At 67.4% G+C, this 7,007-nt stretch carries 7 protein-coding genes; 3 read left to right on the top strand and 4 right to left on the bottom strand.

Annotated features, from left to right (window positions below):
* Window positions 1–1,001, top strand: a 1,001-nt coding sequence (locus tag A5782_RS18735; RefSeq protein ID WP_369815650.1) for a MinD/ParA family protein, incomplete at its 5' end; no start/stop codon positions are given.
* On the opposite strand, the gene sigI is transcribed toward A5782_RS18735, so the two are convergent.
* Complete coding sequence (gene sigI / locus A5782_RS18740) at window positions 998–1,855, bottom strand: RNA polymerase sigma factor SigI (RefSeq protein WP_067103370.1); 858 nt, start codon at window positions 1,853–1,855, stop codon at window positions 998–1,000. The two genes, A5782_RS18735 and sigI, sit on opposite strands and share 4 nt — an antisense overlap.
* Window positions 1,856–1,966: 111 nt before the next feature.
* On the opposite strand from sigI, the gene A5782_RS18745 reads away from it, so the two are divergent.
* Entirely contained in the window at window positions 1,967–2,818 is an 852-nt protein-coding gene (locus tag A5782_RS18745; RefSeq protein ID WP_067103372.1) for an NAD(P)H-binding protein, read from the top strand.
* Between the two features lies 1 nt (window position 2,819).
* Window positions 2,820–3,260 carry a nitroreductase family deazaflavin-dependent oxidoreductase gene (locus A5782_RS18750; protein WP_067103374.1) on the top strand — a complete coding sequence of 147 codons (441 nt, stop codon included), beginning with the start codon at window positions 2,820–2,822 and terminating at the stop codon, window positions 3,258–3,260.
* 17 nt (window positions 3,261–3,277) lie between these two features.
* On the opposite strand, the gene eccA2 is transcribed toward A5782_RS18750, so the two are convergent.
* The 3 genes from eccA2 to A5782_RS26895 all read right to left on the bottom strand — a co-directional run.
* Window positions 3,278–5,128: a type VII secretion system ESX-2 AAA family ATPase EccA2 gene (eccA2, locus tag A5782_RS18755; RefSeq protein ID WP_067103376.1), complete on the bottom strand. Its 1,851-nt coding sequence runs from the start codon at window positions 5,126–5,128 to the stop codon at window positions 3,278–3,280.
* 117 nt (window positions 5,129–5,245) lie between these two features.
* A complete protein-coding gene (eccE, locus tag A5782_RS18760) occupies window positions 5,246–6,856 on the bottom strand; it encodes a type VII secretion protein EccE (protein WP_067103378.1) in 1,611 nt (536 codons plus the stop codon).
* The coding region (locus tag A5782_RS26895; protein WP_231986725.1) for a hypothetical protein at window positions 6,853–7,007 on the bottom strand (155 nt) is incomplete at its 5' end. The genes eccE and A5782_RS26895, both read right to left, overlap by 4 nt.

Consider the following 7,007-nt stretch of genomic DNA (forward strand, 5'->3'; position numbering starts at 1 on the left):
CCGCGATGTCGCCACCGCAGCCGAACCATCCCGTTCCTGGTGCGGCGCCGCCCCAGACGCCCCACACCGGCCCCTCACAGGGTGGTGAGCTGCCCGACCGAGGTTGGCGACGCGTCTTGCGGCTGCTCACCTTCGGTCTGATCAACCTGGGTCCGTCGCCCGCCCAGCAGCAGGAGGCCCAGTTCGAAGCGGCCATCCGGACCCGCCTGTACGGCAACTACAAGGTCGGCGTGCTGGGCAAGGGCGGCGTGGGGAAGACGTCGGTGGCCGCGAGCGTGGGCTCGCTGTTCGCCACACTCCGCCGGCAAGACCACGTCGTGGCGATCGACGCCGACACGGCTTTCGGCCGGCTCAGCAGCCGGATCGATCCGGTGTCGACGGCCTCCTTCTGGGAGCTCACCGCCGACAAGAACCTACGGTCCTTCGACGATGTGGTGGCGCGGCTGGGCCGTAATTCGGCGGGCCTTCATGTGCTCGCCGGTGAACCGGCCTCGGGCCCGCGCCGAGTGCTCGATCCGGCGATCTACCGCGAAGCCGCGCTACGACTGGACCGCCACTTCACAATCTCGGTCATCGACTGCGGTTCGACGATGGACGCGCCGCTCACCCAGGAAGTCCTGCGTGACCTGGACGCGCTGATCGTGGTGTCCTCGCCCTGGGCCGACGGCGCATCCGCCGCCGCGCGGACCATGGAGTGGCTCGCCGATCAGGGCTTAACCACGCTGCTGCGTCACAGCATCGTGGTGCTCAACGATTCGGACGGACACGCCGACAAGCGCACCCGGGCGCTGCTCGCTCGCGAGTTCACCGATCACGGCCGGCCGGTGATCGAAGTGCCCTTCGACCCGCACCTGCGGCCCGGCGGCGTCATCGACGTGAGCCACGAGATGGCCCCGGCCACGCGGCGCAAATTCCTCGAAGTCACCGCGACGATCGCCGGCTACTTCTCGACGCGTCCCGACGGTGCCGGAGACCGGCGACCCACGAACACGCAGAACTAAGCCCGCGCCGACGGGTCGGCGATCGCCTCGATCTTCATCACCCGCGACGCGCGGATGGTCAGCACGATGACCGCGAACAGGCGGCGCTCGCTGAAGGCCAGCAACACCGGTCCCCCGACGGCGGCGCTGACCAGGGTCACGTCCGGCCACAGGTAGCGCAGCAGGTTGGTGGCCACCGCATCGGGCCCGTGGTTGACCTGTGGTGGCGGTGCCGGGTCCGCCAGGATCGTGCCCACGCCCCACACCGTCGGATCCAGGACGGCGGCCAACGCTTCGAGATCGCCGTTGGCGCACGCGGTGATGAACCTCTCGGTGACCAACAGGTGCTCGGCCGGTCCGACGTCACTGAGCTTCGGTTGTGCCGCATGGATTTTCGCGCGTGCCCGCCGCGCCAGCTGACGGCACGTACCGACCGGGCGCCCCACGGTTTGCGAGATCGAGTCGAAGGGGACGCCGAACACGTCGTGCAGCACGAAGGCGACCCGCTCACCGGGGCCGAGCCTGCGTAAGACTTCCAGCAGTGCGGTGCGGATCTCGTCGTCGAGGGTGACCCGGTCGGCCGGGTCGAAGCGGCCCGGCGCCGGTTGCTCTTCGATGCCGCCAGGGCGTTCGTAGCGGGCGCGAGCCGAGCGCACCTGGTCGAGGCACAGGCGGCTCGCCACCACGGTCAACCAGCCGCGGGCGTCCTCGATCGCGCTCATGTCGGCACGAGAGAACCGCAGAAAGGCCTCTTGCGCAATGTCTTCGGCCTCGCCGATGTCTCCCAGCATCTGATAGGCGAGGTTGACCAGATACGGGCGGTGGCGACGCCAGGCCTCGCTGACCTGCGCTGCGGCTGACTGCGACTGGTTCATGACCCTTCGACGATCTGCTGCGGCAAAAAGTTACAAGTTCTCGGATGTAACTTTCCCACCTTTTGCCCCGTCGTTTCAGCAGTGCAAGAAGTTCACGGAAGGAACCATCCCATGACCATCGTCGTCACCGGCGCAACCGGCAATGTCGGACGCCCACTCGTCACCGAACTGCTCGCCGCGGGAGCCCACGTGCGCGCGGTCAGCCGGCAACCGCAGCCGGCCGGGTTTCCGCCGGAGGTGGAGGTGTTCGGTTCGGCCGCCGACGCGCTACCGGGTGCCTCAGCGGTATTTTTGAATTCGCGGGCTTTGGGCGGGCAATTGGAAGACGCGGTGGCCGAGTGCGGGAGCGCCGGCGTCGCCAAACTCGTCGCGCTGTCGGCGATCAATGCCGACGACGACGACACCCGGCAGCCGTCCCGGTTCCGCGGGGACCGCAACAGGGAGGTCGAACAACTCGCGGTCAACTCCGGTCTGGCCTGGGTGAGCCTGCGGCCCACCGTGTTTGCGACCAACTTTGCCGGCATGTGGTCCGCCCAGATCCGCGCCGGCGACGTGGTCGCCGGGCCATACGCCGCGGCATCGGCGGCACCGATCGTCGAGACGGACATCTCGGGCGTCGCGGCGCGCGCATTGCTCACCGATGAGCTTGTCGGACAACGGATCCCACTGACCGGTCCGCAGGCATTCACCAATGCGGAGCTGGTCGAGGTCATCGGTGCCGTCCTGGGTCGGCCGCTGCAGTACCGCGAGATCCCCGCTGAAGCTGTGCGTCAACGATTCATCGGTTTGGGCTTCGGCGCCGATTTCGCCGACGCCTACATCGCCATGCAGGCCGAGACGCTCGACAACCCCGTGCTGGTCACCCACGACGTTGAGAAGGTCCTCGGCCGGCCGGCAGTCCCATTCGCACAGTGGGTTTCCGAACACCGTGAGATGTTCAGCAACGAGAAAGCAGGAATCTGAGATGACCGATCCACGTCCCCCGCGCTACCTCAAGCCGATGAACAAGTTCATGATGGCGGTCCAGCGACTCGGCATCCCGACCGGTCCCGCCATGGTCCTCACCGTGCCGGGCCGCAAGTCGGGCCAACCACGCAGCACCCCGATGACGCCCTTCAACTTTCAGGGCGGCCTCTACGTGGTTGCCGGCTATCCCGGCGCCGACTGGGCGGCGAATGCCCGGGCCGCGGGCATCGGCACCCTGAGCCGGGGGCGGCGGTCGCGCTCCGTGCGGATCGTCGAACTCTCCGCCGGAGAGGCCCGGCCGGTGTTGCGGGCATTCCCCACCGAAGTCCCCGTCGGTGTGGCCTTTGCGAAACGGTCGGGGATGGTGCACGACGGAACGGCTGACGAGTTCGAAGCGCTGGCGGGCCGGTTAGCCGTTTTCCGCTTCGAGCCGGCGTAACGCCCGATCGCGCAACGTCACCAGACGATGGCCGCCATGTCGCGGTTGTCTGAACACACGCTGTGCACCGCGGCCTGAATGTCGGCCGCGGTGATGATCTGCAGATCCTCGACCGTCACCGGTTGACCCGCACGCTTTTGCGCCACCACTCGGGTGTCACGAAAGCCCTCGGCGCGTTCGACGACGTTGCGGGCGAACCGACCGTTCTGCATGGCGTCGATGCCGTGGCGCCCGCCGGGAGTGGTGTAGTTGCGGATGGTCGTCGCGGCGTCCAAAAACGACTCACGTGCGCCGTCGTCAAGCAGACTGGCGCGCGGCGTGGCGTAGCGTTGCGCGATCTCGACAATCTCTGCCGGCGAATAGGACTCGAAACGCAGCTTGCGGTTGAACCGGCCGGCCAAACCCGGGTTCACGGTGAGGAAAGCGTCCACTTGATCTTCATAGCCCGCCCCGATGAAACAGAAGTCGAATCGATGCGCTTCCAAAGCGACGAGGAGCTGGTTCACGGCCTCCATGCCGATCATGTCGGGTGTGCCGTCCTGATGGCGTTCGATCAGCGAGTAGAACTCGTCCATGAAAATGATTCGCCCAAGCGACTTTTCGATCAGATCGTTGGTTTTGGGTCCCGACTCGCCGATGAAGTGGCCGCAGAAGTCGGAACGGCGCACCTCCCGGATCTCGGGGTGTCGCACGATGCCCATGCCGGCGTAGATCTTGCCCAGCGCCTCGGCGGTGGTCGTTTTACCGGTACCGGGCGGCCCGACCAGCAGCATGTGGTTGGTCTGACCCTCGACCGGCAGGCCGTGCTCGAGCCGCATCGTTCGCACTTCGAGTTGATCTTCCAGCGCGGCGACCGCTTGCTTGACCGCAGCCAGCCCCACCTGTTTGGCCAGCAGCTTGCGTCCCTCGGCCAGCAGCTCGGCGCGACGATCAACGGCGGCGTCGTCATCGAGCTCGTCGCGGCTCTTTGCCGACGAGGCGTCCCATCGGTCGGTGCGGCTGTCGATGGTTTGTTCGTCCGTCACGACCAGGTGCAGGTTCGGGTCGGCCAAGGCCTCTTTGGCCGCCTCGGTCAGCACCCCGTTGATGGTGGCCTTGGACAGCCAGACCTGGGCCTTGTCCTCCTCGCGCAGCTGGCGGTGCACCATCCCGCGCACATAGGCCAGATCGGCGACCAGTAGCGGAATGTCGGCGGGGCCGATCGACGCCGTCAGCACATCGGCGTCGAAGCGTGACGATGACTGGGTGTGCCCGATCACGTCGACGCGGTCCAGCCAGTCCAGGGCAACCCTGCCCTGTCCGAGGTGGGCGGCGGCGTGGGCGGCCAATGCGCAAATCGATGCTGTCACAGCCGACATGACGATGGCCTGCGCGGGCAACTCATCGGCGGCCGCCAACAGCACGTCCGGCCAGCGTTGCGTGCGGTACATCAAGAACGTCCGGGCGAGCTGGTGCCATTGGTAGTTCGTCCAGGAATCCAGCAGGTCGCGGTTGGCCAGCAGCCTGTCGGCTTCGGCGTACTCCCCGGCGATCGTCAACGCGGACGCCAGCGCCAGCCCGACCTGTGATGCGTCGGTGACGGTAATGCCGATATAGGGACCCAGCTGGATCTCCGCGGCCAGCGTCTGTCCGATCCGGGTGGTCTCGCGGTGCAGCCATTCGCTGGTGGCATAGAGCTGTCGCAACGACGCCAGGTCGCTGTCGCCGCATGCGATGCGCCCCAGCCACGCGTCGGCCATCGACGAGTCGGCGTCGGTGGCGGCCGCGAACTCGGACAACGCCGCCGCCCGGCCCTGCCTGCTCTTGATCGCCATCGCACGGTCGAAATGCCTTCGGGCAGTTTGCAAATCACCCATCACAACCCCCATCCCGAGCACCGCGGTTATGGCCGCCGGGGTTGCGGGCAGCCGCCTTCAGCCGATTCGAGCTGTCGCCGCAACCGCCAGGTGCGCTCATCACACTGTGCCTCAAACTCGTGTACTGACCTACATGCCGACCGACATGCTTACCGGCTCAAGACTGACGTAGCGGTTCTCGGCGCGGAACATGTCCATCTCAACGAGCCAACTCTTCCCTGCTGCACTGACGTTCACCACCGCCGGGCCGATCTGCTCGATGATCACCTCGAAGCCGTGCCGATGGCCCTCGGAGAGTTTGGCGTCCGCGGGTGCGATCGTGATCACGGTCGCGGGTCGCGGAGTGGGTGAGATCGCAGCCTCGATACCGCCGCCGTCGGGCGCACCAGCGCTGTTCCCCCGCCGCCCGGCGTACTCGACAACGCTCACGGTGGTGCGCGGTGCGGGGCGCGGGCTGCTCACGACGCTGATCTCGGGCATGCGCACGCTGACCCAGCGTGACATGTCGCGGGTGTGCACGCACACCCGCTCACCGGCACCGGCGGTGCGGATCACGATCCGCTTGGCGATCGGGTCGTCGGCGGCGACGAACACGCGAGACAACTCGCCGGCATCGGTCACGGGCATCAGCAGCCGGTCACCGTTGCTGAGTTTGCCGATCAGGACGCCCGACGGTCCGATCTCGGTGACCAGCTCTGCCGGCAGCGGGCTGCGCCGCATTCCACGCAGGTGCGGACGGGGGCCGCACATGTTGGCGGCCGCCGCCGCTGCCTGCTCGCCGTTCAGCCGGCGCAGGATCACACTGGGTGGCGTCGGGGCCGGCGTCGGCGTGCGCACGGTGATGGTTGCGGTGCATTTGGCGTCCGGATAGACCGTCACGTTCTGGATGACCTCGTCGGCGCGCAGCGTCCACGCCTGCGAGAGGTTGCGCGACGTGATCGCCTCGGCCGGATACGCATAGGTGGTCATCCAGCCCGCTTCACCACGTATGGCTTTCCACCGCTGCGCGGTTCCCGAGACCGCGTCCCACCCGAGCCGGCGATCGAGCTCGACGAGGTCGGTGGCGTTGGCCACCTTGGCCCGCAATCCCTGGCAACGCAGCAGCCCGGCGATGCGTTGTGCGACCGAAATGGCCGCCGCGCCAACGGTCGTGCGCCACAACAGGGCTTGGGCGTTGTCGATCACCGCCAGCCGCATGATCAGCCACGTCTCACGCCGGCCCGCGTAGGGCGGCGTTCCGATCTCCGAGTCGTACACCCGCGGAAAGTCCCCGATGGTGCCGTGCCGGGAACCGATGGTGACGACGCTGATCGAATCGAGCTGTAGTCCCAGGGCCTGGTGCAGCATCGGCACCAATTCGACGATGTCCAAGACGTTTTCGGTCTCGACGGTCACCGAACCGGTGACCATGGTGGCTCGGTGTCCCCTGCCGAGCAGCTGCACGGCGACCACCGCGACGCCGTCTTGAATGCGGACGCCGCCACCGGATCGGTTGTTGGCCACGGTGATCGGAGCGGCCCAGTCGAGTGGACGCCGGCCGCGCCGCCACAGCACGCCCCACGACCACGCCGGCTGACCCCACCAGCGCACGAAGACCAGCGCCAACCCCACCACCACGGCGACGGCGGCGCCGATGTAACCGCCCACAAGCCAGCTCGCCAATGCGAGGACGAACACCACCCACACGCCGACGACCCGGCGGTTACTGCCGCGGCTGAACCCGGTCAGGTCGGGTCTCATCGGGCCCTCCGCAATCGTGCCGCGATCGCGAACACGAGCACCCCGGCGGCCACGGTCCCCAGGAATCCGATGGCGATGTTGCGAGCCCGGTGGTCGGGCTGGGGGTTGTGATGGGTGATTTGCAAACTGCCCGAAGGCATTTCGACCGTGC

Origin of the sequence: Mycobacterium sp. 852002-40037_SCH5390672, assembly GCF_001665875.1 — a bacterium.
GTDB lineage: Bacteria > Actinomycetota > Actinomycetes > Mycobacteriales > Mycobacteriaceae > Mycobacterium.